We start from the raw sequence: 25,273 nt of genomic DNA on the forward strand, positions 1-25,273 counted from the left end.
CGCATGGCGGTCATGCAGCGGCTGAAACCGGCGTCGCAGCCAAGCCATAAGGCCTAGCGCGGCGCCACTGTCATGCGGATTTGAGGACAGCAAATGGGCGTTTGTGGACAGCCCGCTTTGCCTGGAAACTTCCGGCGGGAGCGGGACGGCCGACACGAAAACCCTGCACTTTGTCAATGCCGAATTCGCGCATAAGATCCATCTGCTCGTCGGTTTCCACCCCTTCGACCAGGATTTTGTGACCACGATTTCGGACCAAGGCAATGATGTCCTGGAGCATAGCCACGCCCCTCGACGTATTGCAGTCGTGAAGAAACGAGCGGTCGATCTTCACCGTATCAAAATCGATCAGACGGAGCCACGACAGGCCCGCGAAGCCCGTCCCGAAATCATCGAGCCATATCTTGATCCCCAGCAGCTTCAGGTCGCTGATGCAGCGAAGGATATCTGAATGCATCTCCATCTCCAGCCCTTCGGTAATTTCCAAGGCCAGCCTGCTGCCGGCGACGCCGGTCTCGCCCAAAATGGTCGCAACTGATGTTGCAAAACCGGGCGTCTTGAGCTGAATTGGCGATACGTTGACGCTGACAACACGGACATGATCGTCCGCCAGGAGTTCGGCGCACACTGTTCTTATCGCCCAGCGCCCGAGTTCCAGGATAGCGCCGGTTCGTTCGGCGACGGGAATGAACAGGCTCGGCGGAACCGATGTGCCGTCCAGCATCTTGAGGCGCATAAGAGCTTCCACGGCCTCAACCCGCCCCGACGCGACATCCCGGATAGGTTGATAGACCAAGGAGACGAGATCCTGGCCGATCGCGATCTTGAGCAAAGCCGCGATGTTCTCGCTCTCGTCGCTGCTCTGGGGATCGGTTGGATCGAACAGCCGGGCACAATTTCTGCCACCGGCTTTTGCCAGATAGAGCGCACGATCGGCCTCGTGGATGATCTTCTCCAGCTTGGCGCCGGTCTGCATCCTGGTGAATGCCGCGCCAACGCTCACTGTTACCACCGAGGTACCGTCCCGCCGCAGCTCGTGCGTAAGCGCCAGGTTCTCCACGGTGCGGCAAATGGCTTCCGCGATCTCTATGACCTGGTCCTTTTTCTCCATGCGGGCCAGGACAATGAATTCCTCGCCGCCGTAACGGCCGATCGTGCCATTGTATTCCTTGATCAGATCCCTCAGGGCATTGGCGACATGGATCAGGCAACGGTCGCCTTCCTGGTGCCCGTAGCAGTCATTGAACTTTTTAAAGAAGTCGACGTCGATGAGGATCGCCACGAAACTCGTGCCGACCCGTTGCCAGTCATTCCAGTAGTCCCGCAGCTTCTCGTCGATCGCCCGCCGATTCTCCAGACCCGTAAGCGGGTCGGTCCGCGACAGCCTTAGCAGTGCCTTGCCGCGTTCGGTCGCTTCGTTGTGCTGAATTCTGGCTTCCAAGGCATTCAGGAAGACGTTGTAGCGCTCCTCATTCAGCTTCCAATTAACGTACGAGGTGAACGTGAAACACGAAAGGTAGAACGTGCCCATTGCGATCTGATAGGAACTGGTCGCTGGAAACAAATACAGAGCGACGAAGAAGGCCATCAGGACTATGCCGGACGACACAATCGAAAGGAGAAACTGGAACCGGAAGAACAGGTTGGCACCCATCATGAAGATGGCACCAAAAATCATGAAATAGGAGAAATTCTGGGTATATCCCGTCATGATTGCCGGAATCAGCCAGCCTACATAGCCCGAGACCAAGGCCCCCGCGCAGGCAAGCTCAACTGATTCCGTCCTGAAATTCATGCGAGCTTGTATTTCGACGACGACAAGCGCCGTCACGCTGACCGCGAAGCGCGCGATGATGGTGTAAGCGGCAACATCCGGAATCAGCAGTATGTCGATAACGGAGAACTGCAGATAGACCGCGACCGCCAGCCAAAGCCCCTGCCGGGCAGCCTTTCTGCGGGCATGCTCACCTTCCTGTCGGTAGAGCTTGCGCACCTCCGACGATGTCTCTACCCTTTGCTGAAGGACGTCGTCCTCAACCAAATCGGCCAACGTTTCGGTCATGTACCGATCCTAGTTTCGCCTGGCCAAACGGGAATTCACCGCCCCGTCTTCAATCGATGGCCCCGAATTCCGCATCGCAGCCGCGCCAAGCCCTCCCAAGATCAGCACCATAGTGCATCGCGCTTACGGAATGTTTTGTACGATACACGCAATTTTCCTAAATTATGATTGACTGTTTAATGATGACCGTTGTCCGACTCCCCTGAAGGCCTATGAGCTTCGACAGGCAATATCTTCGTCGACCCACCGCTAAGCAGGCATCGACGTCCGAATCCCAAGGGGTCACACTTTCCGGACTTTGCCGTACACGATGTTTCGGTTTGATCCATAGAAGACTTCAGCTTCGACATGATTCATGTCGACCGCTCCTTTGATGATGTCCCACATATCGTGAGCCGATCGTAAGATCAGCGGCCAATCCATGAAGGTTTCCATGTAACCGTCCGTCGTGATCTCATCGCTGAAATTGGCAAAAAGGAATTCACCACCGGGCTTGACCATTTCCATGGCGCGCTGAAACAGGCGGATCCCAATGGGCGCCGGAAGGTAATCGTAAAGACCCGACGCATAGACGAGATCAAACGTGCCAAGGTTGTAGGCGCGGCGGAGAAGGCCACGCACGGAGCCATCTACCGCCTCGACCGCGGTACCGGCCTGATCGCGGTTGACGATGGCTACGCTCATCGGATCCTGGTCCAATCCGATCCAGCGCTTCAATTTGCCCCCCGCGAGCGCTTCGGAGAGTTCCGCTTCGCGAAGATGGCCGCAGGCAATCGCAAGCACTTCGGCATTCTCGACACGGCGGGCTGTTTCGTCCACCGTTCTGGCGAGGATGTCGCGACGCTCGCGTCCAGCCGCGGAACTCGCGGCCTCGCTGGTGTAGGCGTAAATCTCTCGGCCAAGCGGGGTCGAAGAAGCCACCTCCTGGTCTGCGGCTGGGTGCTTATAGTAAATGTCCAGCAGGCTTGCGTCGCCCGAATACCCTCGCGGCTTTTCGAACGACCAGCGTGTGAACGGATCCTGCATCAGATACTCTGTAATGCGGTGCTGCTGGGCCAAGGGAATGAGTTGCTGCCAGATCGCGGCGGCGGAATGCCTGCGAAGCTCGTGGAGCCGGCCCGCTAAACGGTCGACTATCAATCCAGCCGGTCCCTGCCTCCCGAACGCCTGGTAAGCAAGATCCAACACAAGTGCGAGTTCCGCAGATCGCTCTTTTAGTTCGCCCGCATCGACAATATCGGGCGATGTCCCGCGATGCCTCTTAACCAGTTTCGACGTTATCAGGCTCTGCTCGTCGAGCTTCGCGTCTACGTTTCGCGCCATGCAGCATCCCCTTTTTGGTCCCGGCACCAACTGTAGACACTTAAATGATACTAAACATTTTAATTAAGGTTTAACTAATGGGCCAGATTCAGCATTCGAAATGCCCGGAAATAACATTGAGGATCGGAACTTCAGGTACAGTTCTGCCCCATTGCCTCAGGCCGATTGCCTCAGGCTTGCACCTCCCGCCGCCTTCCGCTATAGAGCCGCCACCCGCGTAGACACCCTTGGAGGCAACGCGGCGGAAGGCTGCCTTCCCTTGTGATCCCGAACAAAGGTCCGCTTTACGCGGCTGCCGGCTTTCGGACATCCAGGTCTGGCGGCTTTCGACGTTTACGGTCAGGCAATTAGCCAACCGTGAGCGCTCCAGAACAAACCGAAAGGAAATGCCATGAGCCACGACACTTACGAGCTCAAGGCCGAAGCACGCGAACAGGTCGGTAAGGGGTCCGCCCGTGCAGTTCGCCGCAACGGTAAAGTGCCTGCAGTAATCTACGGTGACAAGCAGCCTCCCCTGGCGATCGCGCTCACCTACAAGGATATCTACTACAAGATCCATGGCGGCGGGTTCCTGACCACGATCGCCACGATCGATGTCGACGGCAATAAGATCCAGGTCCTGCCGAAGGACTTTCAGCTCGACCCGGTCAAGGATTTCCCTGTCCATGTCGACTTCCTGCGCATCGGCAAGGACACCGAAGTGAATGTCGACGTGCCTGTCCACTTCATCAACGAAGACAAGTCGCCCGGCATCAAGCGCGGCGGTGTGCTCAACATCGTGCGTCACGAAGTCGAGTTCCACTGCCCGGCCAACGCGATCCCGGAATTCATTACCGTCGATCTCACCGGCGCCGACATTGGCGACTCGATCCATATCTCGTCGGTCAAGCTGCCGGCCGGCGTCAAGCCTGTCATTTCCGACCGCGACTTCACCATCGCGACCGTCGCCGGTTCGTCGGCGATGAAGCCGGAGACGGAAGAGACGGCCGAGGCTGCACCTGAGGCGGCTCCCGCCGCCCCCGCCGAAGAGAAGTAACTTTTTCACGCCCGGAGCTGACGATGCCGCTTGTCTTTGCAGGCCTCGGCAATCCGGGCGCGAAATACGTGAACAACCGGCACAATGTCGGCTTCATGGCGGCGGACGCGATCGCCCGCCGCCATTCTTTTTCGCCCTGGTCGAAGAAATTCCAGGGCCTGATCGCCGAGGGTACGCTCGCCGGCGAGAAGATCATCCTGATCAAGCCGCAGACCTTCATGAACCTGTCCGGCCAGTCGGTCGGCGAAGCGCTGCGCTTCTACAAGCTCGACCTTTCCGCGCTCACCGTTTTCTACGACGAGATCGACCTTGCCGAGGGCAAGCTGCGCATCAAGACCGGCGGCGGCGCCGGCGGCCATAACGGCATCCGCTCGATCGACGGCCATGTCGGTAACGCCTATCGCCGCGTGCGCATCGGCGTTGGCCACCCTGGCGTCAAGGAAATGGTCCAGCATCACGTGCTCGGCGATTTCGCCAAGGCCGACCGCGAATGGCTCGATCCATTGCTGGACGCGATCGCCGACAACGCAGCCATGATCGTCAAGGGCGACGAATCCGGCTTCATGAACAAGGCCGCGCTCGCCGTTCAGGGCAAGGCAGCGGCCGAGCCGGAAAAGCCGGCGCAGAGACAGCCGGCCCCAAAACAGCAGAGCCACGTCCGCCAGGCACGGCCGCAACAGGCACCCGCCAAACTGCCGGAATCCGGGCCGATGGCCGCCATGTTGAAGAAACTGTTCGGCGGCAAGGATTGAACCCGGAGGACGAAGGGCTTGACGTTGATCGCCCCTATCGCCCATAGCCCTCATCAAATTTCGATTTCCCGATAGGACCGGAAAAAATGGGTTTCAAATGCGGCATCGTTGGCTTGCCCAATGTCGGCAAGTCGACGCTCTTCAATGCGTTGACCAGGACGGCGGCGGCACAGGCCGCCAATTACCCGTTCTGCACCATCGAACCGAACACCGGCGAGGTGGCGGTGCCCGATCCGCGCCTGCAAAAGATCGCCGCGATCGGCAAGTCGAAGGAGATCATCCCGACCCGCATCTCCTTTGTCGACATCGCCGGCCTGGTGCGCGGCGCCTCCAAGGGCGAAGGGCTGGGCAACCAGTTCCTCGCCAATATCCGCGAGGTTGACGCCATCGTCCATGTCCTGCGCTGCTTCGAGGATGACGACATCACCCATGTCGAGGGCCGCATCGATCCCGTCGCCGACGCCGAGACCGTCGAGACCGAGCTGATGCTCGCCGATCTCGAGAGTCTCGAACGTCGCATCGCGCAATTCCGCAAGCGCGCGTCCGGCAAGGACAAGGAAGCCATGGCCGTGCTGCCGATGATGGAGGCAGCACTCGAGCTTCTACAGGCGGGCAAGCCGACCCGCATCCTGCTCAACGGCATCTCGGCGGAAGACCTGCGCATCCTGCAAGGGCTCAACCTTCTGACCTCGCATCCCGTGCTCTATGTCTGCAACGTCGCCGAGGCCGACGCCGCCGCCGGCAACGAGCACACCAGGGCCGTGGAAAAGATGGCTGCGGCGCAAGGTGCCGGCACCGTCGTCATCTCGGCGGCGATCGAGGCCGAAGTCGCCCAGCTCTCCGACGAGGAAGAGATGGAATTCCTGTCCTCGCTCGGCCTCGACGAGCCCGGTCTGAACAAGGTGATCCGCGCCGGCTACGAGCTTTTGCATCTCATCACCTATTTCACCGTCGGGCCGAAGGAGACGCGCGCCTGGACCATCCACAAGGGCGACAAGGCCCCGCAAGCCGCCGGCGTCATCCACACCGATTTCGAACGCGGCTTCATCCGCGCCCAGACCATCGCCTACAATGATTTCGTCACGCTTGGCGGCGAGGTGGCGGCCAAGGAAGCCGGCAAGGCGCGCGACGAAGGCAAGGAATATGTCGTCCAGGACGGCGACATCATGCTCTTCAAGTTCAACACTTGAACAGGCGAGACGGCGTTGCATTGCCGGCCGGGTGAGGCCGTACGCGACTGCACCGGCCCGGCTTTTCTGCTAGCCCGGTGAAAACGAAAGGGCGCGCATGAAAAGAACAATCCCGACCCTGGTCGGCTTCTCAGCCATTCTGACCTGGTCGTTCCTCGCGCTGCTTTCGACCGCCGCGGGGCCAATCCCGCCCTTTCAGCTGGCGGCAATGACATTTCTGCTCGGGGGCTCCGTCGGAGCGGCCAGTTGGGTTGTCCGCCCGTCCGCGCTGAAGTCGTTGCGCCAGCCATGGCAGGTCTGGGCGATCGGCACGGCAGGGCTGTGCATCTATCACTGCGCCTACTTTTTTGCCATCCAGTCCGCCCCGCCCGTCGAGGTGAGCCTGATCGCTTATCTCTGGCCATTGCTGATCGTCGTCTTTGCCGCCTTCCTGCCGGGAGAGCGGCTGAGGCCTTACCACATAGCGGGTGTGATCCTCGGCCTGGCGGGTGCCATCGTCGTGATCACCAAGGGCGGCAGCGTGGGGCTTGCCGACGGCGTGAAGCCGGGCCACGTCATTGCCCTGTTCTGCGCATTCGTGTGGTCCGGCTATTCCGTCCTGTCGCGCCGTTTCGGCCAGGTGCCGACCGACGTGGTGGCGGTGTACTGCCTGATCACCGCGGCGGTTGCCTTCACCCTCCATCTCGCGCTCGAGACCACGGTCTGGCCGCAGACACTGACGCAGTGGAACGCCATCGTCATTCTGGGTGCGATACCTCTCGGTGCAGGCTTCTACGCATGGGATTACGGCTGCAAGCACGGAGACATCATGATCCTGGGCGCGCTCTCCTATGCCGCGCCGCTGTTCTCGGTGATCGTGCTGCTATTGGCCGGATTTGGCGTCTTCCACTGGTCCGTCGCGCTCGCTTGCGTGCTGATCACCGTCGGCGCGCTGACCGCAGCCAAGGACATGGTGTTCAAGCCGCGAAGAGAACCCGCTGCGAAGGAAACAGCGCGCGCCTAGATTTGACGGATGTTGGTATCGCCTTGGCCGGCAAACCCCTGTCCGGGCTTGTCTTGATTTTGTCACGTCGCGAGTCTAAGCGGCAGACGCACGCGACGAAGAACCGTGCAATCCGGCACGACGCGTCGATCCGAACGCACACCCTTTAATCCAGCAAGGGAGACCCGGCGATGATCAAGGCCTTCGTCGTGGACAATGATCGCCTGCGCGTCGTCGACGATCTCCTGGCAAACGGCGACACCATTGTCTGGGCCGACCTGCTCAATCCGACAAGGGAAGAGGAAGTCGCCATCGAGAGCTGGCTCGGCGTTGCAATTCCAACGCGTGAGGAGATGGAGGAGATCGAGATCTCGAGCCGCCTCTATGTCGAGGATGGCGCCTACTTCATGACCGCCACTCTGCCCGCCCAGACCGAGGTCGACGATCCGCTGATGTCGCCGGTCACCTTCGTGCTGGCCGGCACAAGGCTGATCACCGTGCGCTACCACGAGCCGAAGGCGTTCAAGACCTTTCCGCTGCGTGCCGAGAAAGTGGCGACCGGCTGCACCAGCGGCGATACCATCCTGATCGGCCTCTTGGAGGCGATCGTCGACCGTCTTGCCGACATCCTCGAGCGCGCCGGCCGCGACATCGAGGCGATCTCGCGTGATATCTTCCAGGCAACCTCGACCAAGGTTTCCAAACGCAACCGCGATTTCCAGGAATTGCTGAAAGCCATCGGCCGCAAGGAGGACATCGCCTCGTCGATCCGCGACAGCCTGATTTCGCTGCAGCGCCTCGCTGGTTTTTTCGCCCATGCCTCGACCCGCACCAAGATGAGCAAGGACACCAAGGCGCGCATCAAGACGCTGTCGCGCGACGTGCTGTCGCTCGCCGACCATGCCACCTTCCTGTCGCAGAAGATTTCTTTCCTGCTCGACGCCACACTCGGCATGATCTCGATCGAGCAGAACGCCATCATCAAGATCTTCTCCGTCGCCGCCGTCATCTTCCTGCCGCCGACACTGGTCGCCTCGATCTACGGCATGAATTTCGACGTCATCCCCGAGTTGAAATGGGAGCTGGGCTATCCCTTCGCCATAGCCATGATGGTGCTCTCGGCGATCTTGCCCTTCTGGTATTTCCGGCGCCGCGGCTGGCTGTGATCCGGCCGGCAAGGCCGCGACGCCACGGCGTGGCGCTATAGAAATCTCTTGACCAAAGGCTGTTCGGCCTGCATCCGGGAACCCCGATCCATAGGGATCGAAGGTTCCTGAGCCGGATTTCAGACATGACCGCAAAAACCTGGGCCTATGAGGACTTCGTCGAGGGTGCCTCGTTCGACCTCGGCACCAAGCAGGTAAGCGCCGCCGAGATCATCGAATTTGCCAGCGAATTCGATGCGCAGCCGATGCATCTCGACGAAGAGGCCGGCAAGGCCAGCATCCTGGGCGGCCTCTCGGCTTCCGGCTGGCATACTTGCGCGATGTTCATGCGCCTGCTGTGCGATGCCTTCCTGCTGGACTCCACCTGCCAGGGCGCGCCCGGCGTCGATCAGGTCAAATGGAAGAAGCCGGTCCTGGCCGGCGATACGCTGAAGGGAAGCCTGGTTGTTCTGGCCAAACGCCTGTCCAAATCGAAGCCGCAACTCGGCTTCGTGACCATGCGCAGCGAGCTGGTCAACCAGCACGGCGAAAGCGTCTTCGAGCTCGAGAATTCCGCCATGTTCCTCACGCGCGGCGCCGCGGAGAGCCCAGCATGACATTGGACGAGTTCTTCCGCATCGGCACCACTGTCACGCTCGGCTCGCACAGATTCGAACCCGAGGCGATCAAGGCGTTTGCCCGCAAATACGATCCACAGATATTCCACATCGATGAGGAAGCCGCCAGGAAGAGCGTGCTCGGCGGGCTTTGCGCGTCCGGCTGGCACACCGCCGCCACCTGGATGAAACTCAATCTGCAAAGTGGCATGGACGGCGGCGGGGCTGAGTGGAACGGCCCCGGCCCGGTGCCGGAATTCGGCCCCTCGCCCGGTTTCAAGAACCTGAAATGGCTGAAGCCGGTCTATGCCGGCGAAGTCGTCACCTTCACGCGCACGGCCCTTTCCCACCGCCCGATCTCATCACGCCCCGGCTGGCGGCTGCTGTCGCTGCGTTCGGAGGCTTTCGATTCGACCGGCGACAAGGTGCTGGAGTTCGAGAGCGCCGTGCTGGTGAAGGTAGAGTAGTTTCTTCCTTCTCCACGTTTACGCAGAGAAGGTGCCCGAAAGGCGGCTGAGGGGACGGCACCGACCGGGGATTCGCGCCGCTTCCCTGTCCTTCGCTATCGCATCGCTCCGGCGCTCGGGACCTTTGAAAGTCTATCGGATGTTTTAATTTGCCTTCGGGCAAACCGGTCAATGCCCTTCGAATCCGATCAGCGTCCGAACCGGTACGTCGAGCGCCTCGAGCTTCTCGCGGCCGCCGAGATCCGGCAGGTCGATGACGAAGCAGGCGGCGAGGATGTCGGCGCCGATCTGGCGCAAGAGCTTGACCGCCGCCTCCGCGGTACCGCCGGTGGCGATCAAATCGTCGACCAGGATCACCTTCTCGCCCGGCGAAACGCCGTCCTTGTGCATCTCCATCTCGTCCAGCCCATATTCCAGGCTATAGGCGACGCGCACCGTATCGTAGGGCAGCTTGCCCTTCTTGCGGATCGGCACGAAACCCGCCGAGAGCTGATGGGCGATGGCGCCGCCGAGGATGAAGCCACGCGCCTCGATGCCGGCGATCTTGTCTACCTTCTGGCCGGCATAGGGATGCACCAGCTCGTCGATGGCGCGGCGGAAGGCGCGCGCATTGCCAAGCAGCGTGGTGATGTCGCGAAACAGGATGCCAGGCCTGGGGTAGTCCGGAATGGTGCGGATCGCGGCCAGCAGCGTGTCTTCGAGCGAAGGCTTCATGAGGCGGCTCCGGATGATCCAGCTGACAGGCGAAACGGCGCAGGGAGCGATCGTAACCCGGCGCTACCGGCAACGGCTAGCGCGATGTGGCGGCCGAGACAAGCGCATCCGGCAAAGGATTGGGTTTTGCCGGCGCGGCAGCCTTCCGCGTTCGAACGGATCGCCCTTGCCGCCGGCTACCTGAAGCGGAGATTGGCGCGCGACAATTGTCCGATCGAGCTGCAGCCCATCAGCTTCATGCCGCGCTCGATTTCGGCACGCATCTGCTCGAGCGCCCGTTCGACGCCCGGCTGGCCGGCCGCCGCCAGCGGAAACAGATAGTAGCGGCCGACACCGACCGCCTTGGCGCCGAGCGACAGTGCCTTCAACACATGCGTTCCGCGCTGCACGCCGCCATCCATGATCACGTCGATCCGGTCCCCGACGGCATCGACGACTTCAGCAAGCTGATCGAATGCCGCCCGTGAGCCATCCAGCTGCCGGCCGCCATGGTTCGACAGCACGATGCCGCTGCAGCCGATGTCGACGGCCCGCCTGGCGTCCTCCACCGACATGATGCCCTTGAGACAGAACGGACCCGACCACAGCCTGACCATCTCTGCGACGTCGTCCCACGTCATCGAAGGGTCGAGCATCTCGGTAAAGTAGCGGCTGATCGACATCGTGCCGCCGCCCATGTCGACATGTTCGTCGAGCTGCGGCAGCTTGAATCCCTCGTGGGTGAAATAGTTGATCGCCCAGGCGGGCTTCAGCGCGAACTGGGCCATTCCCGCGAGGTTGAGCTTGAAGGGAATGGCGAAGCCGGTGCGCTTGTCGCGTTCGCGGTTCCCGCCGGTGATGCTGTCCACGGTCAGCATCATCACCTCGACGCCCACCTGCTTTGCCCGTTGCATCATCGCGCGGTTCAGGCCGCGATCCTTATGGAAATAGAACTGGTAGACCTGCGGGCTGCTGCTGATCCCGCGCGCCTCCTCGAGGCTGACGGTGCCAAGTGAGGAGACGCCGAACATCGTGCCGTATTTGGCGGCGGCCTTGGCCACCGCGCGCTCGCCCTGATGGTGGAACAGCCGCTGCAAGGCGGTCGGCGAGCAATAGAACGGCATGGCCAGCTTCTGGCCCATCACCGTCACCGACATGTCGATCTCGCTCACCCCGCGCAGCACATTGGGGACGAGGTCGCAGCTCTCGAAACTTTCGGTGTTACGGCGATAGGTGACCTCGTCGTCGGCCGCGCCGTCGATATAGTTGAAGATCGGCCCCGGCAATCTTTGCTGCGCCATCCGGCGGAAATCGGAAAAATTGTGACAGTCGCTGAGCCGCATCATGGCACTCCAAACGCCCTATCGGCGATAAACGTTTCGCCGCCTTTCGAGCGTCGAATAGCGATCGCCTGCCGCGCTCCCAACCAGCTTGTTCGACCAGAAAGCGGCCGCCTCATGCGAGTCCCGTCGGCAAGCAGGAAGGGCGCCTCGTGGGCGCCCTTTCTTGATCTCCAGCTGGTGCGGCTTAGTGCGCCACGCCTTCCCACACCTTGCGCTTGGTAAGATAGACCAGCGCGCCGAACAGAAGCAGGAACACCAGTACGCGGAAGCCGGTTTTCTTGCGCGCTTCCATGTGCGGCTCGGCCGCCCACGCCAGGAACGCCGACACGTCGCGGGAGTACTGGTCGACGGTCTGCGGCGCGCCGTCGTCATAGGTGACCTGGCCGTCGGAGAGCGGCTTGGGCATCTTCAACGACACGCCGGACATGAAGTACGGGTTGTAGTGGGTGCCTTCCGGGATGACCATTCCGGCCGGCGGCGTCTGGTCATAGCCGGTCAGGAGCGAATGGATGTAGTCGGGGCCGCCCGCATCATACTGGGTGAAGATGTCGAAGACGAACTGCGGAAAGCCGCGTTCGACGCCGCGCGCCTTGGCCAGCAGCGACATATCGGGCGGAGCAGCGCCGCCATTGGAAGCAGCGGCGGCTTCCTCATTGGCGAACGGCGCCGGGAAATGGTCGGACGGCTTGCCGGGACGGTCGAACATGTCGCCGGCATCGTTGGGGCCGTCATGGATGGTGTATTCGGCCGACAGCGTCTTGATCTGCGCGTCGGAATAGCCGAGGTCCGAAAGCGTGCGGAACGCCACCAGGTTCATCGAATGGCAGGCCGAGCAGACTTCCTTGTAGACTTTGAGGCCGCGCTGCAGCTGCGCCTTGTCGTAGGTGCCGAACGGGCCGGTGAAGCTCCAGTCCATTTCCTTCGGCTCATCGATCGGGAAATGCGTCGGAGCGGCCGCGTTGTGCGCCTCTTCGGCTGCGATCGCCCAAGTGCTTGCAGCCCCGGTGCCGGCGGCCACAAGGCCGACCAGCGCCAGCGAGGTGAGAATCTTCTTCATGCCAAATCCCCTTAGATTCTCTACCGCTCAGCCCTTGACCTGAGGCGCGGCCGTGGCGCTCGCCAGATGTCCGCTGCCGCCCTTGTTCTTTTCGAGCACCGCCTCGGTGATCGAGTTCGGCATCCTCCGCGGTGTCTCGATCAGGCCGAGCACCGGCAGGACGACCAGGAAGAAGACGAAGTAGAACAGCGTCGCCATCTGCGCCATGAAAACATAGCTGCCTTCCGCCGGCTGCGAGCCCAGCCAGCCGAGCAGGATGGCATCGATCACGAACAGCCAGAAGAACAACTTGTACCAGGGCCGGTAGACCGCCGAGCGCACCTTGGAAGTGTCGAGCCACGGCACCAGGAACAACATGGCGATGGCGCCGAACATGCACAGCACGCCGCCGAGCTTGGAGTTGATCGGCCCGATGTTGAAGGTGATGGCGCGCAGGATCGCGTAGAACGGCAGGAAGTACCATTCAGGCACGATGTGGGCCGGGGTCTTCAACGGGTTGGCGACCGTGTAATTGTCCGGGTGGCCGAGATAGTTCGGCAGGTAGAACACGAAATAGGCGAAGAAGAACAGGAACACGATCATGCCGAACGCGTCCTTGATGGTCGCGTAAGGTGTGAAGGCGACGGTGTCGGTCTTCGACTTGACCTCGATGCCGGTCGGGTTCGACTGGCCCACCACATGCAGCGCCCAGACGTGCAGCACGACGACGCCGGCAATCATGAACGGCAGGAGGTTATGCAGCGCAAAGAAGCGGTTGAGCGTCGGATTGTCGACGGCGAAACCGCCGAGCAGCAGCTGCTGGATCCAGTCGCCGACCAATGGAATGGCGCTGAAGAAGCCGGTAATGACGGTGGCGCCCCAGAAGCTCATCTGCCCCCAGGGCAGCACGTAGCCCATGAAGCCGGTCGCCATCATCAGCAGATAGATGATGCAGCCGAGGATCCAAAGCAGCTCGCGCGGCGCCTTGTAGGAGCCGTAATAAAGGCCGCGGAAGATGTGGATATAGACGGCGACGAAGAAGAACGAAGCGCCGTTGGAATGCATGTAGCGCAGCAGCCAGCCCGAATTCACGTCGCGCATGATCTTTTCGACGGAGCCAAAGGCGAGATTGGTGTCGGCCGTGTAGTGCATGGCCAGCACGATGCCGGTCAAGATCTGCGCCACCAGCATGATCGACAGGATGCCGCCGAAGGTCCAGGCGTAGTTGAGATTGCGCGGCACCGGATAGGCGACGAAGCTGTCATAAATCAGCCGCGGCAGCGGCATGCGCGCATCGAACCAGCGCTCGATACCGGTCTTGGGCGTATAGGTCGAGTGTCCCTCGCTCATCGAAATATCCCCTGCCTCAACCGATAAGGATCTTGGTATCGGAAACGAACTTGAATACCGGCACAGCCATGTTCTCGGGCGCCGGGCCTTTGCGGATGCGGCCGGCGGTGTCGTATTGCGAACCGTGGCACGGGCAGAACCAGCCGCCGAAATCGCCTTCCTGGCCAAGCGGAATGCAGCCCAGATGCGTGCACACCTGAACCATCACCATCCAGGCTTCCTTGCCGGGCGTGGTGCGGTTGGCGTCGGTCGCGGGCGCGTCGGCCGGCAGGTTGGCGTTGCGGGCGATCGGATCCTTGAGATCGGCGAGATTGACGGCCTCGCCGTCCTTCATCTCCTGTTCGGTGCGGTTGCGCACCACGACCGGCTTGCCGCGCCACTTGACGATCAGCGACATGCCCGGCGTCAGCGAGGAGACGTCGACCTCCACCGAGGCGAGCGCCAGCGTCGAGGCATCGGGGCGCATCTGGTCGATGAATGGCCAGGCGACAGCGCCCGCGCCGACCACGGCGGCCATGCCGGTGGCGACGTAGAGAAAATCTCGACGGTTGGGATCCTGGATGTCGGTTGCGCTCACGGGTGCCTGATCCTTTCGCCTCTTCCGTGCCGGTGGCCGAGCCTTGTTCCCCGCTCAATCACGCCAACCCGACAGCGCATGGCGAACAGGCTAGCGAATTCCTCCGGCATTTGGGCTTCGGTTTATGCGTGAAGTCCGTTTTTGTCCAGACGGGTGAAGGCACAAGGGCAGATTGTCGCGGGGGCGAAATCCGCCTCCGCGCGACAAGACGGCGAATGACCGTGAAACACCGCCAAACAGCCGGGAAACAGTGGCGAATCCGGCGTCCGGCTCCGCCTCGACACTTGGCCCCGGGGTGGTCTATCCTGCACCCATGGCGCACGTCATAGACCGCGAGGAATGGGCTGTTCGCCCCGACCGCTGGAAGGGCGAGTTGCAATGCGCCCGCTACGGCTCCAACTCCTGCCTGATCTTCAACTATCCTGCCGGAGACCGGCGGCGGACCGCGTCTGCATTCCCATCCCTACGCCGAGATATTCATCGTCCGCCAGGGCACCGGCCTGTTCACGGTCGGCGATGAGGAGATCGAGGCCTCCGCCGGCCAGATCGTCATCGTGCCACCCCACACGCCGCACAAATTCACCAATCTCGGCCCGGGTCCGCTGGAAACGACCGATATCCACGAGAACGGTACCTTCATCACCGAATGGCTGGAATGATCCCTGTCGATTTCCCGATTGCCGCCTAGATTTATGCCAACAGGCAGCCGGCAGGACCAGCACATGCAAATCTCCTATATCGAAACCGAAGGGCTGAGCATTGCGATCCGCGAGGCAGGCCCGGTCGAAGCACCTGCCTTCCTTCTGCTGCACGGATGGCCGCAAAGCTCTTACGCGTTCGAACAGGTGATCGGCCGGCTGGCTCGCGACCACCATGTCGTCGCCCCGGACTTGCCCGCCATCGGCGACTCGCAAGGTGTGCCCAGGGCCAGCGACAAGAGAACGCTGGCCAGGCTGATGAGAGGCGTTGCCGAGGCTTGCGGGTTGCGGCAACTCGTGGCCGCCGGCCACGATATCGGCGGCCAGATCGTATTCGCCCTTCTGCGCGACCATCCGGAAATTCTTTCGGGAGCGGCGATCATGGATGTCGCCATCCCCGGTGTGGCGCCTTGGGAAAACGTCATCCGCAACCCGCAGATCTGGCATTTCGCGTTCCATGCCGTTCCAGCACTTCCGGAGACGCTGGTGAGTGGGCACCAGCACGCCTATTTCGACTTCTTCTTCAATGTGCTTTCGAAGCAACGAGCATCGATCTCCACCGAGGCCAGGGACGTCTACGCGAAAGCCTATTTCCGGCCGGAAAGCCTCCAGGCTGGATTCGATTGGTATCGCGCCTTCCCTGAAGACGCCAAGGCCAATGCTGTTGCGCCCGCCAAACCGATCGCGGTTCCGGTGCTGTATCTCAGGGGATCGGCGGAACCGGGCGATATCGGCGAGTATGTCGATGGCTTGAGAGCAGCCGGACTGGCGAATGTCGAGGGCGACATCATTGCCGACAGCGGCCATTTCGTCGCCGACGAGAACCCCGAAGCTCTCGCCATGCGCCTCGCCAGGTTCCACAGGCAAATCAGCCCGCCAGGCTGACCGCCTCCCGTCTACATGGCGCCGAGCCTGACCAGCACTGCCTTGGGAATATTATATTCGCGGATGACGGCATCATGCTTACGAAGGCCGCACAATTCGCGCTGGATGAAATAGGCGTGCACTGCTTTCGCGGCTTCCTTGAGAAGCCGGGGACGCAACGCCTCGTCGGCATTGTCGTGCAGCCGGGCCAGCGTTTCCTCGACTTGCCGGCCGGCGCGACCCAGGGCTGCCGCCTTCTCGGCGAGGATTTCATGGCCGAGTGCGTCGAAGGCGGCTTGGGCGGCGGTAGCAGCAGTCAAGCCGGATGGAGGTCGCAGAGACATTTCAGCTCCCTTTCCCAAAAACCATGCGATGCGTGACGAATTCTTCGCCCAACACCGGCTGGAAGCCAAGCCGTTCATAAAAGAGGAAGGCTTCCCGCGGCGCGCGGGTGTTGAGCACGGCAAAATGGTGGCGGGCCCTGTCGATCACGGTCTCGACCAGCATCCGGCCAAGGCCGTTGCGGCGATGACGCGCACTGACGAACAGGTGCCGGACCCGGCCATGCTCCCTGCCTTCGAAGTAGGGATCGATGTTCAGCCCGCATACGCCGGCGAGGTCCCGGCCATACTGTGCTCCGTAAAGCGCCTCGCCGCGTTTCAGGAATTTGTTGCGGCCGCTCACCCAGCCATCCGCCAGGCGCACCAGCATCCAGTAGCCTTCCAGCCGGCTCTCTTCCTTCAGCGCGTCGAAGGCCGGAATTGTCGGCCGCAAACGCTTGAGCACATAATTGCTCTCCTCCGATCCAGCCATGCCCCTACTCTGCCGGCCGCGTCTCTTCGAGCACGCTTTCCTCATGATAGAGGAAGCCGCCGGACTGCCGTTTCCACAGCCGCGCGTAGAGTCCGTCGAGCGCCACCAACTCGTCATGCGTGCCTTGTTCGACGATGCGGCCGCCGTCCAGCACAACCAGCCGGTCGAGCGCCGCGATCGTCGACAGCCGGTGCGCGATGGCGATGACCGTCTTGTTCTCCATCAGACGCGTCAGATTTTCCTGGATCGCCGCCTCGATGTCGGAATCGAGCGCCGAGGTCGCTTCGTCGAGGATCAGGATCGGCGCGTCCTTGAGAAAGACGCGGGCGATCGCCACGCGCTGGCGCTGACCGCCCGAAAGCTTGACGCCGCGCTCGCCGACAAAAGCCTCGTAGCCGGCCCGGTCCCTGTTGTCGCGCAAGGTCAGGATGAACTCGTGCGCCTCGGCCTTCCTCGCCGCCGCCATCACCTCGGCGTCGGTCGCATCAGGCATGCCGAGCTTGATGTTATCGCGCAGCGAACGGTGGAACAGTGCGGTGTCCTGGCTGACGACGCCGATATTGGCGCGCAGCGAATTCTGCGTCACCTGGGAAACGTCCTGGCCATCGATGGTGATGGACCCGTCTTCCAGATCGTAGAGACGCAGGATCAGATTGGCGAGCGTCGTCTTGCCGGCGCCGGACGGTCCGACCAGCCCGACCTTCTCGCCCGGCCGCACGACGAGGTCGATGCCGTTGAGCACGCCGAACCCCTTGCCGTAATGGAACTCGACATTCCGGACATGGATACGGCCGCCGGTCACGACCAGTTCCTTCGCATTGGGCGCGTCGGTGAGGCCGAGCGGCTGCGAAATCAGCGCCTTGGAATTCTCCAGCACGCCGAGGTTCCGTAATATGCTGTTGAGCTGCATCATCAGCCGGCCGAGCAGCATGTTGAGCCGCAGCACCAGCGACAGCGTAAAGGCGACCGCGCCGACCGTGATCGAGCCTTCGACCCAGAGATAGACGGCAAAACAGCCGATCGCCGTGATCATGATGCCCGACAGCGTCGTCAGCGCCATGCGCACGCCGGTCAGCCGGCGGGTGAAGGGCCGCAGCGCATCGAGATAGATATCGAAGCCGTTCCTGATGTAGCGGTCGTCGCCATCGGCCGAGAACAGTTTCAGCGTCTGCACGTTGGAGTAGGAATCAACGATGCGGCCGGTGATCATCGAGCCGGCCTCGGCGGTTTCCTCGGCATGCTTGCGGATTGCCGGCAGATAGAGCTTTGCCAGAAAGCCGAAGGCCGAAATCCAGATCACCACCAGCACCGCCAGCCTGAGGTCCAGCCCGGCGACCAGCGCCAGGGTCGTCACCGTATAGACGATCATGAACCAGACGACCTCGATGAAGCTTTCCATCAGGTCGCCGGTAGCTTGCCCCGCCTGCCAGACTTTTGTCGCGATACGGCCGGCGAAATCGTTCTGGAAGAAGGCGTAGGATTGGCGCGACACATGCCGGTGCGCCTGCCAGCGCACCAGATTGTAGAAGCCCGGCGTGATCGTCTGCTCGTCGACCAGCGCCGACAGCCCGACGACGATCGTGCGGATGACCAGCACCACCGCCATCATGAAGACAAGCTCGGGTCCGGCGGCGGTCCACAGCGCGTGCCAGCTGCGTTCGCCGGGAAGCTGGTCGAGAATGTCGACCAGCCGCCCGACGAAATAGAACAGGCCGGCCTCGACCAGCGGCGCGATGCCGCCGATGACCAGCATGGCGAAGAAGGCGAACTTCGCCTGGCCGACATAGTGCCACAGAAAGCCGCCCACGCTTGACGGTGGCCGAAGGCTCGCCGGCTCCCTGAATGGGTAGACCCAATTCTCGAACCAGCGATAGATGGCTGTCATCATGCGGCGGCCATCATTCTGCGGCTTGCCCCTTTGCGAGTGGATCATTGGCCGCCTCGACCGGGCCGTCGTCGAGCAGGAAGCCGCCCGACTGGCGTTGCCACAGCTGCGCGTAGAGCCCGCCCTTGGCGACGAGTTCCTCGTGCGAGCCTTCCTCTATGACGCGGCCCTTGTCCATCACCACCAGCCTGTCCATCGCCGCGATGGTCGACAGCCGGTGCGCAATGGCGATGACGGTCTTGCCTTGCATGAGCTTGTAGAGGTTCTCCTGGATGGCCGCCTCGGCTTCGGAATCGAGCGCGGACGTCGCCTCGTCGAGAATGAGGATCGGCGCGTCCTTCAGCATAACGCGGGCAATGGCGATGCGTTGCCGTTGGCCGCCGGACAATTTGACGCCGCGATCGCCGACATGAGCGTCGAATCCCTTGCGGCCGCTGTGGTCCGAAAGCGCGCCGATGAAGTCCAGCGCCTCGGCGCGCCGTGCCGCCTCGACAAGCATCTCGTCGCTGGCATCGGGCCGGCCATAGAGAATGTTGTCGCGCACCGAACGATGCAGCAGCGAGGTATCCTGCGTGACCATGCCGATCTGGGCGCGCAGCGAATCCTGCTTCACCGCCGCGATCTCCTGGCCATCGATCAGGATCCGCCCTGCTTCGAGGTCATAGAAGCGCAACAGCAGGTTGACCAGCGTCGACTTGCCGGCGCCAGAGCGGCCGACGATGCCGACCTTCTCGCCCGGCTTCACCGCCAGCGACAGGCCCTCGATCACGCCTTTCTGCTTGCCATAATGGAAGCGGATATCCTCGAAGCGGATCTCACCCCGGGAAACGGCGATGTCCTTGGCCTCAGGCCTGTCCTCGACCAGGCGCGGCAGCGAGATCGAGGCGATGCCGTCCTGCACCGTGCCGATGTTCTCGAACAGGCCGGACATTTCCCACATGATCCATTGCGACATGCCCCACATCCTGAGCACCAGGCCGATGACCACGGCAACCGCGCCGATCGACACCGCTTGCCCGAGCCAAAGCCACAGCGACATTGCCGTGACCGAGAACAGCAGCAGCGCGTTCAGTATGTAGAGCGAGCCGAAAAGCACGGTCACCAGCCGCATCGACCGGTAGACCGTGTCGAGGAAGCCGGCCATGCCCTCCTTGGCAAAGGAGGCCTCGCGGCGCCCATGGCTGAACAGCTTGACCGTCTGGATGTTGGTGTAGCTGTCGACGACGCGGCCGGTCATGGTCGAGCGCGCATTGGCCTGCTCCTCGCCGACCTTGCCGAGCCGAGGAATGAAATACCGCAGTAAGAGGATGTAACCGATCAGCCAGACGCCGAGCGGAGCCGCCAGCCGCCAGTCAGCAGAACCGACGATGAACAGCATGCCGAGGAAATAGACGATGACGTAGTTCAGGACGTCGATCACCTTGATGACGCATTCGCGCACGGCGAGCGCCGTCTGCATCAGCTTGGTGGCGATGCGGCCGGCGAATTCGTCCTGATAGAAGCTCATCGATTGTTTGAGCAGGTAGCGATGCACCTGCCAGCGGATGCGCATGGGATAGTTGCCCATCAGCGTCTGCTGGTTGAGCAGCGAATGAAGCCATACCGTGCCGGGCAGCGCGAACAGCACGATGAAAGCCATGCCGGCGAGCTTCCAGGCTTCCGTCTGCAGGAAGGTTTCGCGATTCTGTCCCGACAGCCAGTCGACGATGCGGCCGAGGAAGCCGAACATCCACACTTCCGCGATGGCGATGGCCGTCACCAGCACCGCGTCGACAAGGATGTAGGGCCACGCACCACGGGTGTAATGCAGGCAGAAGGCGACAAGCGTCCTGGGCGGCTCGACCGGTTCCGCTGCGGGGAACGGATCGAGCTTTCTCTCAAACCAGCTAAACAACAACATAGGTCGTGCTCACAAAATCTGTTTTTCCGCTCACGCGGCTTGGCGACGTACGAAGTCCCCGGACTGCACGGCGCCGAGGGCCGACGGCCCGGAATCATCCGGACCGTCGGCCCTGCTTCGCGCAATATAGGGGTTCGCGGGCTTTTCGCCGACAGGCGCGTTCGTCGATCCTGACGGCACGTTGCCGCCAGCCCGGTTCTTCCGGGCCGGCCGGATCAGCCGGACGATCCGGCGCACCAGCGACGGCCGGCCGGGGTCCGGAACCGCGCGCGAGAAATCGACGTCCGGCAGCATGCCGCGATGCGGCCGGCGGCGAACTTCGGCATGAACCGCCGACGAATAGGTTTCGCCGATCAGCAGCGCCCAGGTCGGCAGCCGGTGAATATGCAGGCTCCTTGAGCCAGGTATTCTGTAGGGATCGAACAACGGTCCATCCTCCGTATGAAAATAAAGATGAAAAGGCGAGGCAACATCGTCCGCCGGCATTCGGCCGGAGGCACGGATTGCGTCGGTGTCGGTCGAGAAACGACGATACGCTTCGGTCTGCACACGATGGCGAGCATCGGTCCGGACACGTTCAGGCGGGGCGTTCAGCCCTTTTGACTTTTTGAAAAACATCGCAGGATTCCTTCGAGAGCCGAAAAAACGTTTCGGCGGGAATCGGTGCGATCAAGTCTTAGAGAGTCAGGACAATCGTCGTACCGAAACCGCCATGGAGCGCGCAAGGCCCCAAGAGGGGCGCTGGATGTGCATGGTCATCATGAATTCCCCCTCCATCGGTTCGGGTTGACAATGGCCGGAATATACCTGACTTCGCAAAAAATGGCCACCCGCAGGCCCGGGAATTTCCAAAACGGCGAGGCCGCTGTGGCCGATCTGCCACTTATTAGAAGGCGGAAATGAACTCTTGTCTCCGCATCGCGCTCTACCAGCCTGACATCGCCGGCAATACCGGCACAATCCTGCGCTTCGCAGCCTGCCTCGGCCTTGGCGTCGACATCATCGAGCCGGCCGGCTTTCCGCTCTCCGACAAAGCGCTCAGGCGAGCGGGCATGGATTACCTCGAAATGGCCGCGCTGACCCGCCATGTCGACTGGAACGCCTTCGAGGATTGGCGCAAGACTGGGACGCGCCGGCTGGTGCTGCTGTCGACCAAAGCCGCGACCGCCTATACGAGCTTCACCTTCGCCGGTGGCGACATACTCCTGTTCGGCCGCGAATCCGCAGGCGTGCCGGATTCTGTCCATCAGACGGCGGATGCGCGGCTGACCATCCCCATGCAAGGTGCCGCGCGCAGCATCAATGTCGCGCTCTCCGTCGCCATGGTGGCGGGCGAAGCCATCCGCCAGCTCGGCTAGGATCCGCGGGCCATCGACAACATCGTTCTTGCCGCCGCCGACGACAGCGGTTTCACCGGCCATTCTCACCCAGGCGCACATCGCCTTCTCCTGCATTTGCCCAATCGACACTTCTTGGCTACAAGCTCAACTCAACTTGAGGTCAAGCGGAAAAGTGAGAAATGGTTCGCGTAACGGAATTGACGGTCGGCCAGGTGGCCATGCGCAGCGGCGTCGCGGTGTCGGCGTTGCATTTCTACGAAGCGCGCGGGCTGATCCGCAGCCACCGCACGTCGGGCAACCAGCGCCGTTACGGCCGCGACGTGCTGAGGCGGGTGGCGATCATCAAGGTCGCGCAGGAGGTCGGCATCTCGCTGGCCGAGATCGGCGAAGCATTGGCATCCCTGCCCGAGGGCCGCACGCCGACGCGCGACGACTGGAGCCTGCTTTCGACCGCCTGGCGCGACGAGCTCGATCACAAGATCGCCCGGTTGAAGAAACTGCGCGACGGGCTGACCGACTGCATCGGCTGCGGCTGCATGTCGATCGACAAATGCCCGCTGCGCAACAAGGATGACAGGCTGGCAAGCGAAGGAACGGGCGCGCGGAGGCTTGTTCTTCCTTCTCCCCGTTCACGGGGAGAAGGTGCCGAAGGCGGATGAGGGGCTGCGCCGGCATCGAAATGTTCGCGCTGCCCCTTGCACCTGCCTGCCGGCATTCTCTCCCGGTAAACGGGGCGAGAAAACCTAGTCCGCTGCCGGCAACCGCCTGATGGTGAACTCGATCAAATCGCCCGGCCGCTCGAACCAGCTTTCGATCTCGGTCCAATAGGCTTGCTTCGGGAATCGCTCAAACCATTCCTTGGCTTTCAGGCGCGCATCGGAGCGCGGCAGGACGAAGGTCTCGCGCAGGAAACCGTCGCGCGGCATGCGCGAGCGCTCGGCCCGGCTTTGGTCGAGCCTTTTCTTGAGGCCGTCCAGCGGCGGTCGCGCCGGGGTGCGCACGAAACAACTCCTTGCAGGCGCATGACCCCGAAATCGGAACCGAGTTTCGGAAAGGATCATGCGCAAAACCAAAGTGACTTGACCCTTGCCCTTAAGAGATTAGGGATCGCGCCGGCAAAAGACGAGTCATTTGTGGGACTCGCCGCCAGCAACCGGAGACGGCACTTGGAACGACCTGAAATACCGGCTGGCCTGCCCGCCGACATCGAACAGAAGAAGATGAAGGCGCGCCTGTGGTTCGAGGCGCTACGCGAACGCATCTGCGCCGCTTTCGAGCAGATCGAGCAGGACCTCCAGGGCCCGCTGGCCTCGTGGTCGCCAGGCCGTTTCGACAAGACGCCTTGGGAGCGTGATCAAGGCAAGGGCGGCGGCGGCACCATGTCGATGATGCACGGCCGCGTCTTCGAGAAGGTCGGCGTCCACACTTCGACCGTCCATGGCGAGTTCTCACCCGAATTCAGGAAGCAGATGCCCGGCGCAGAGGAAGACCCGCGCTTCTGGGCATCCGGCATTTCGCTGATCGCGCATCCCTGGAACCCCAACGTTCCGGCGGTGCACATGAACACGCGCATGGTCGTCACCTCGCGCCAGTGGTTCGGCGGCGGCGCTGACCTGACGCCGGTGCTCGACCGCCGCCGGACCGAGGACGACCCCGATACCATCGCCTTCCATCGGGCCATGCAGTTCGCCTGCGAGAAGAACGCCGGCGTCGCCGATTACCCGAAATACAAGGCCTGGTGCGACGAGTATTTCTATCTGCCGCACCGCAACGAGCCGCGCGGCACCGGCGGCATCTTTTTCGACTGGCTGCATTCAGGCGAGGACAGAGGCGGCTGGAATGCCGATTTCAATTTCGTCCAGGATGTCGGACGGGCATTCCTCGTCGTCTATGGTCACCTCGTGCGCGCCAGCTTCAACGAGAACTGGACCGACAGCGACCGCGACGAACAGCTCATCCGCCGCGGCCGCTATGTCGAATTCAACCTGCTTTACGATCGCGGCACCATCTTCGGGCTGAAGACCGGCGGCAATGTCGCGTCGATCCTGTCCAGCCTACCGCCCGAGGTTCGCTGGCCGTAAAATAATGGTGAGCGCGATGTGAAGCCGCATTGATGTCCCATTCGGCCGAAATGGGCGCGGAATGTGGCGCGCGGCGCCTCCGAGGATTTCTTTTTCGTCTAATAGGCGTTTGAAAAGGCTGGCCTATCTGTCGGGCCGGGTCGGGAAGCGCCGGCGGTTCGCTCGAGCAATTCCAGGAAAAGCGTGCAACGTTTTTCCGTTCGAAATTGCCTCGAAAAGCGAGCCGCGACCCGACGCGACCGGACGGCCCAGGACCTGCGGGACACCCCATTGAAAAAGGATGCCCGCGCTTTCCAGGAGTACTCCCAATGCGCAAGATCATTGTTTCGATCGCCGCGGCTGCCGTTCTCGCATCCGGCTCGGTGGCATTCGCCGCTGTCAAGCACACCACCGGTACCATCAAGACCTTCGACCCAGCCGCGATGAGCCTTGTGCTCGACAACGGATCTTCCTTTACGCTTCCCAAAACCTTCAAGGATCCTGGCCTGAAGGCCGGTGAAAAGGTCAGGGTCTCATGGGACATGAGCGGCAAGAACAAGGTTGCCGAAGCAGTCAAGATCGTGAAGCGATGACCTGATCGCCCGAGCAGGACGACGCGATGTCTGGTCCTGCGTTGGGTAAGCGTGAAGAAGGCGGAGCAGCGCTGCTCCGCCTTTTTACCGTTGACGGCAACCGATGCCGCCCCATCTGTGTTATGCTGCTCGCCCCGCTCGCGATCCGGCTTCCCAGTGGAGATCGGACCATGAGCCAAGAAAGTGCCGGAGCCCCGACGGGCTCCACGGAGGAAAAAGGAGCCTCGACCTGGCTCCGCGGATGAAGAGGAGAAACCCCATGAAGGAATTTCACTGCGGCTCGCTCGTTCCCGGCTGTGACTGGCACACCCGTGCCGAGGAGGAAGCCGAAGTGATGCGCCGTGCCGTCGAGCACATGCGCGAGACGCACGGCGAGACGACCATCCGCGAGACGATGATCGAGGCAATCCGCTCGCGCATCGAGAAGGCCCGCGACGCGCGGTAAAGATTTGCGCCGCGCGCCGGGGGGGCTGGCAAAAAATTTTTTTAAGAAGGAAAATAATAAGCGCGGGGTACGCACCCGGGGGCGGGGGGGCCGGGTTAGACG

26 protein-coding genes and 1 pseudogene are annotated in these 25,273 nt (G+C 62.0%); 14 read left to right on the forward strand and 13 right to left on the reverse strand.

From position 1 onward, the window contains the following. Positions 1 to 70: 70 nt before the first annotated feature. Together NKJ26_RS19165 and NKJ26_RS19170 are read right to left on the reverse strand one after the other, a co-directional pair. Positions 71 to 2,062, reverse strand: a complete 1,992-nt coding sequence (locus tag NKJ26_RS19165) for a putative bifunctional diguanylate cyclase/phosphodiesterase (protein WP_352696523.1) — start codon at positions 2,060 to 2,062, stop codon at positions 71 to 73. Positions 2,063 to 2,344: 282 nt separating this feature from the next. Further along, positions 2,345 to 3,385: a class I SAM-dependent methyltransferase gene (locus NKJ26_RS19170; protein ID WP_352696524.1), complete on the reverse strand. Its 1,041-nt coding sequence runs from the start codon at positions 3,383 to 3,385 to the stop codon at positions 2,345 to 2,347. A 391-nt stretch (positions 3,386 to 3,776) separates the two neighbouring features. Here NKJ26_RS19170 and NKJ26_RS19175 point away from each other — a divergent pair, with 391 nt between their 5' ends. From NKJ26_RS19175 to NKJ26_RS19205, 7 genes are all read left to right on the forward strand, one after another. Beyond that, positions 3,777 to 4,421 carry a 50S ribosomal protein L25/general stress protein Ctc gene (locus tag NKJ26_RS19175; RefSeq protein ID WP_352696525.1) on the forward strand — a complete coding sequence of 215 codons (645 nt, stop codon included), beginning with the start codon at positions 3,777 to 3,779 and terminating at the stop codon, positions 4,419 to 4,421. Positions 4,422 to 4,444: 23 nt separating this feature from the next. After that, positions 4,445 to 5,173, forward strand: coding sequence for an aminoacyl-tRNA hydrolase (gene pth, locus NKJ26_RS19180; protein ID WP_352696526.1), 729 nt, complete (start codon positions 4,445 to 4,447; stop codon positions 5,171 to 5,173). 86 nt (positions 5,174 to 5,259) lie between these two features. Then, on the forward strand, positions 5,260 to 6,363 hold the full coding sequence (gene ychF, locus NKJ26_RS19185; protein ID WP_352605215.1) for a redox-regulated ATPase YchF: 1,104 nt from the start codon (positions 5,260 to 5,262) through the stop codon (positions 6,361 to 6,363). Positions 6,364 to 6,460: 97 nt separating this feature from the next. Next, positions 6,461 to 7,366 carry an aromatic amino acid exporter YddG gene (yddG, locus tag NKJ26_RS19190; RefSeq protein WP_352696527.1) on the forward strand — a complete coding sequence of 302 codons (906 nt, stop codon included), beginning with the start codon at positions 6,461 to 6,463 and terminating at the stop codon, positions 7,364 to 7,366. 170 nt (positions 7,367 to 7,536) lie between these two features. Continuing rightward, positions 7,537 to 8,511, forward strand: a complete 975-nt coding sequence (gene corA / locus NKJ26_RS19195; RefSeq protein ID WP_352605207.1) for a magnesium/cobalt transporter CorA — start codon at positions 7,537 to 7,539, stop codon at positions 8,509 to 8,511. 125 nt (positions 8,512 to 8,636) lie between these two features. Beyond that, entirely contained in the window at positions 8,637 to 9,107 is a 471-nt protein-coding gene (locus tag NKJ26_RS19200) for a MaoC family dehydratase (RefSeq protein ID WP_352696528.1), read from the forward strand. Next, positions 9,104 to 9,574, forward strand: coding sequence for a MaoC family dehydratase (locus tag NKJ26_RS19205; protein WP_352605203.1), 471 nt, complete (start codon positions 9,104 to 9,106; stop codon positions 9,572 to 9,574). Before NKJ26_RS19200 ends, NKJ26_RS19205 begins: the two co-directional genes overlap by 4 nt. Positions 9,575 to 9,742: 168 nt before the next feature. Here NKJ26_RS19205 and NKJ26_RS19210 read toward each other — a convergent pair whose 3' ends face one another. The 5 genes from NKJ26_RS19210 to petA form a co-directional block, all read right to left on the reverse strand. Beyond that, on the reverse strand, positions 9,743 to 10,288 hold the full coding sequence (locus NKJ26_RS19210) for an adenine phosphoribosyltransferase (protein ID WP_352696529.1): 546 nt from the start codon (positions 10,286 to 10,288) through the stop codon (positions 9,743 to 9,745). Between the two features lie 176 nt (positions 10,289 to 10,464). Continuing rightward, entirely contained in the window at positions 10,465 to 11,610 is a 1,146-nt protein-coding gene (locus NKJ26_RS19215; protein WP_352605199.1) for an alpha-hydroxy acid oxidase, read from the reverse strand. Between the two features lie 184 nt (positions 11,611 to 11,794). Further along, positions 11,795 to 12,667, reverse strand: a complete 873-nt coding sequence (locus NKJ26_RS19220) for a cytochrome c1 (RefSeq protein WP_352696530.1) — start codon at positions 12,665 to 12,667, stop codon at positions 11,795 to 11,797. A gap of 27 nt (positions 12,668 to 12,694) precedes the next feature. Further along, a complete protein-coding gene (locus NKJ26_RS19225; RefSeq protein WP_352696531.1) occupies positions 12,695 to 13,996 on the reverse strand; it encodes a cytochrome b in 1,302 nt (433 codons plus the stop codon). 16 nt (positions 13,997 to 14,012) lie between these two features. After that, positions 14,013 to 14,573, reverse strand: a complete 561-nt coding sequence (gene petA, locus NKJ26_RS19230) for a ubiquinol-cytochrome c reductase iron-sulfur subunit (RefSeq protein ID WP_352696532.1) — start codon at positions 14,571 to 14,573, stop codon at positions 14,013 to 14,015. Positions 14,574 to 14,886: 313 nt separating this feature from the next. On the opposite strand from petA, the pseudogene NKJ26_RS19235 reads away from it, so the two are divergent. Together NKJ26_RS19235 and NKJ26_RS19240 are read left to right on the forward strand one after the other, a co-directional pair. Next, positions 14,887 to 15,232, forward strand: a pseudogene (locus NKJ26_RS19235) (cupin domain-containing protein). 63 nt (positions 15,233 to 15,295) lie between these two features. After that, positions 15,296 to 16,156 carry an alpha/beta fold hydrolase gene (locus tag NKJ26_RS19240; RefSeq protein ID WP_352696533.1) on the forward strand — a complete coding sequence of 287 codons (861 nt, stop codon included), beginning with the start codon at positions 15,296 to 15,298 and terminating at the stop codon, positions 16,154 to 16,156. Positions 16,157 to 16,167: 11 nt separating this feature from the next. Here the strand turns inward: NKJ26_RS19240 and NKJ26_RS19245 are convergent, their stop codons facing one another. The 5 genes from NKJ26_RS19245 to NKJ26_RS19265 are packed head-to-tail and all read right to left on the reverse strand — an operon-like array spanning position 16,168 to position 21,159. After that, the gene (locus tag NKJ26_RS19245; protein ID WP_352605190.1) at positions 16,168 to 16,479 is read right to left on the reverse strand and encodes a DUF6665 family protein; all 312 of its coding nucleotides are present in this window, start codon (positions 16,477 to 16,479) and stop codon (positions 16,168 to 16,170) included. Position 16,480: 1 nt separating this feature from the next. Further along, positions 16,481 to 16,948, reverse strand: coding sequence for a GNAT family N-acetyltransferase (locus NKJ26_RS19250; protein ID WP_352605188.1), 468 nt, complete (start codon positions 16,946 to 16,948; stop codon positions 16,481 to 16,483). Between the two features lie 4 nt (positions 16,949 to 16,952). Further along, positions 16,953 to 18,836, reverse strand: coding sequence for an ABC transporter ATP-binding protein (locus NKJ26_RS19255; RefSeq protein WP_352605301.1), 1,884 nt, complete (start codon positions 18,834 to 18,836; stop codon positions 16,953 to 16,955). Positions 18,837 to 18,846: 10 nt separating this feature from the next. Beyond that, entirely contained in the window at positions 18,847 to 20,733 is a 1,887-nt protein-coding gene (locus NKJ26_RS19260) for an ABC transporter ATP-binding protein (protein WP_352605186.1), read from the reverse strand. Between the two features lie 30 nt (positions 20,734 to 20,763). Continuing rightward, on the reverse strand, positions 20,764 to 21,159 hold the full coding sequence (locus tag NKJ26_RS19265; protein ID WP_352605184.1) for a hypothetical protein: 396 nt from the start codon (positions 21,157 to 21,159) through the stop codon (positions 20,764 to 20,766). Between the two features lie 473 nt (positions 21,160 to 21,632). Here NKJ26_RS19265 and NKJ26_RS19270 point away from each other — a divergent pair, with 473 nt between their 5' ends. Further along, a complete protein-coding gene (locus NKJ26_RS19270) occupies positions 21,633 to 22,091 on the forward strand; it encodes a tRNA (cytidine(34)-2'-O)-methyltransferase (protein WP_352696534.1) in 459 nt (152 codons plus the stop codon). Positions 22,092 to 22,252: 161 nt separating this feature from the next. Continuing rightward, entirely contained in the window at positions 22,253 to 22,732 is a 480-nt protein-coding gene (gene soxR, locus NKJ26_RS19275; protein WP_352605180.1) for a redox-sensitive transcriptional activator SoxR, read from the forward strand. Positions 22,733 to 22,816: 84 nt separating this feature from the next. On the opposite strand, the gene NKJ26_RS19280 is transcribed toward soxR, so the two are convergent. Further along, the gene (locus tag NKJ26_RS19280; RefSeq protein ID WP_027024452.1) at positions 22,817 to 23,074 is read right to left on the reverse strand and encodes a hypothetical protein; all 258 of its coding nucleotides are present in this window, start codon (positions 23,072 to 23,074) and stop codon (positions 22,817 to 22,819) included. A gap of 165 nt (positions 23,075 to 23,239) precedes the next feature. On the opposite strand from NKJ26_RS19280, the gene hemF reads away from it, so the two are divergent. The 3 genes from hemF to NKJ26_RS19295 all read left to right on the forward strand — a co-directional run bounded on the left by hemF (position 23,240) and on the right by NKJ26_RS19295 (position 25,171). After that, complete coding sequence (gene hemF / locus NKJ26_RS19285; RefSeq protein ID WP_352696535.1) at positions 23,240 to 24,154, forward strand: oxygen-dependent coproporphyrinogen oxidase; 915 nt, start codon at positions 23,240 to 23,242, stop codon at positions 24,152 to 24,154. A gap of 308 nt (positions 24,155 to 24,462) precedes the next feature. Beyond that, on the forward strand, positions 24,463 to 24,726 hold the full coding sequence (locus tag NKJ26_RS19290) for a DUF1344 domain-containing protein (protein WP_352605176.1): 264 nt from the start codon (positions 24,463 to 24,465) through the stop codon (positions 24,724 to 24,726). 259 nt (positions 24,727 to 24,985) lie between these two features. Then, positions 24,986 to 25,171 (forward strand): DUF1059 domain-containing protein, encoded by a 186-nt coding sequence (locus tag NKJ26_RS19295; RefSeq protein ID WP_352696536.1) that lies wholly within the window; start codon positions 24,986 to 24,988, stop codon positions 25,169 to 25,171. The last annotated feature ends 102 nt before the right edge of the window (positions 25,172 to 25,273 follow it).

It is taken from the genome of Mesorhizobium sp. M0152 (assembly GCF_040322415.1).
Lineage (GTDB): Bacteria > Pseudomonadota > Alphaproteobacteria > Rhizobiales > Rhizobiaceae > Mesorhizobium.

Bases quoted from the DNA above. Each gene is read 5' to 3' on its own strand.
- yddG (WP_352696527.1), top strand. From the start codon at position 6,461: ATGAAAAGAACAATCCCGACCCTGGTCGGCTTCTCAGCCATTCTGACC.
- NKJ26_RS19205 (WP_352605203.1), top strand. From the start codon at position 9,104: ATGACATTGGACGAGTTCTTCCGCATCGGCACCACTGTCACGCTCGGC.
- pth (WP_352696526.1), top strand. From the start codon at position 4,445: ATGCCGCTTGTCTTTGCAGGCCTCGGCAATCCGGGCGCGAAATACGTG.
- NKJ26_RS19240 (WP_352696533.1), top strand. From the start codon at position 15,296: ATGCAAATCTCCTATATCGAAACCGAAGGGCTGAGCATTGCGATCCGC.
- corA (WP_352605207.1), top strand. From the start codon at position 7,537: ATGATCAAGGCCTTCGTCGTGGACAATGATCGCCTGCGCGTCGTCGAC.
- NKJ26_RS19175 (WP_352696525.1), top strand. From the start codon at position 3,777: ATGAGCCACGACACTTACGAGCTCAAGGCCGAAGCACGCGAACAGGTC.
- NKJ26_RS19270 (WP_352696534.1), top strand. From the start codon at position 21,633: ATGAACTCTTGTCTCCGCATCGCGCTCTACCAGCCTGACATCGCCGGC.
- NKJ26_RS19250 (WP_352605188.1), bottom strand. From the start codon at position 16,948: ATGGCTGGATCGGAGGAGAGCAATTATGTGCTCAAGCGTTTGCGGCCG.
- NKJ26_RS19295 (WP_352696536.1), top strand. From the start codon at position 24,986: ATGAAGGAATTTCACTGCGGCTCGCTCGTTCCCGGCTGTGACTGGCAC.
- NKJ26_RS19255 (WP_352605301.1), bottom strand. From the start codon at position 18,836: ATGATGACAGCCATCTATCGCTGGTTCGAGAATTGGGTCTACCCATTC.
- NKJ26_RS19170 (WP_352696524.1), bottom strand. From the start codon at position 3,385: ATGGCGCGAAACGTAGACGCGAAGCTCGACGAGCAGAGCCTGATAACG.
- NKJ26_RS19200 (WP_352696528.1), top strand. From the start codon at position 8,637: ATGACCGCAAAAACCTGGGCCTATGAGGACTTCGTCGAGGGTGCCTCG.
- NKJ26_RS19215 (WP_352605199.1), bottom strand. From the start codon at position 11,610: ATGCGGCTCAGCGACTGTCACAATTTTTCCGATTTCCGCCGGATGGCG.
- ychF (WP_352605215.1), top strand. From the start codon at position 5,260: ATGGGTTTCAAATGCGGCATCGTTGGCTTGCCCAATGTCGGCAAGTCG.
- NKJ26_RS19290 (WP_352605176.1), top strand. From the start codon at position 24,463: ATGCGCAAGATCATTGTTTCGATCGCCGCGGCTGCCGTTCTCGCATCC.
- soxR (WP_352605180.1), top strand. From the start codon at position 22,253: ATGGTTCGCGTAACGGAATTGACGGTCGGCCAGGTGGCCATGCGCAGC.
- NKJ26_RS19210 (WP_352696529.1), bottom strand. From the start codon at position 10,288: ATGAAGCCTTCGCTCGAAGACACGCTGCTGGCCGCGATCCGCACCATT.
- NKJ26_RS19220 (WP_352696530.1), bottom strand. From the start codon at position 12,667: ATGAAGAAGATTCTCACCTCGCTGGCGCTGGTCGGCCTTGTGGCCGCC.
- NKJ26_RS19260 (WP_352605186.1), bottom strand. From the start codon at position 20,733: ATGTTGTTGTTTAGCTGGTTTGAGAGAAAGCTCGATCCGTTCCCCGCA.
- NKJ26_RS19225 (WP_352696531.1), bottom strand. From the start codon at position 13,996: ATGAGCGAGGGACACTCGACCTATACGCCCAAGACCGGTATCGAGCGC.
- NKJ26_RS19245 (WP_352605190.1), bottom strand. From the start codon at position 16,479: ATGTCTCTGCGACCTCCATCCGGCTTGACTGCTGCTACCGCCGCCCAA.
- NKJ26_RS19165 (WP_352696523.1), bottom strand. From the start codon at position 2,062: ATGACCGAAACGTTGGCCGATTTGGTTGAGGACGACGTCCTTCAGCAA.